General features: G+C 69.6%; 1 protein-coding gene. It reads right to left on the bottom strand.

Features of this window, described 5'->3' with window-relative positions; translation table 11 throughout:
• A partial coding sequence (locus tag ACRHOZ_RS20995; RefSeq protein WP_431130236.1) for a hypothetical protein occupies positions 1-270 on the bottom strand: 270 nt, incomplete at both ends.

The raw sequence follows: 270 nt of genomic DNA, 5'->3' as shown, positions 1-270 counted from the left end.
CGGATCCGCGTCGGCCAGGCCGGTTCCCGCGGCGAGGTCGGTGAGCACGGCGTGCACGGGCGTTGGCAGCTTATCGCCACCAGGCCCGGCAATGGTGCGAGCCAGATGCAACACCGAACTGACCAGCAGGGCCAGGTAGACGGCCTGTTGATCGAGATCGCGGACAGTGCTGCGCACCCCCCATCGGCGGGGCGCTCGCCGCGCCACCATGGCAGCGTTGGCGCGCACCTCGATGAGCCCGTTCAGCTGCTGATGCAGTCGATCAGCGGC

It is taken from the genome of Flagellimonas flava (genome assembly GCF_050617915.1).
Taxonomy (GTDB): Bacteria; Bacteroidota; Bacteroidia; order Flavobacteriales; family Flavobacteriaceae; genus Flagellimonas; species Flagellimonas flava_A.
This window is presented reverse-complemented; position numbering and strand designations above follow the sequence as displayed.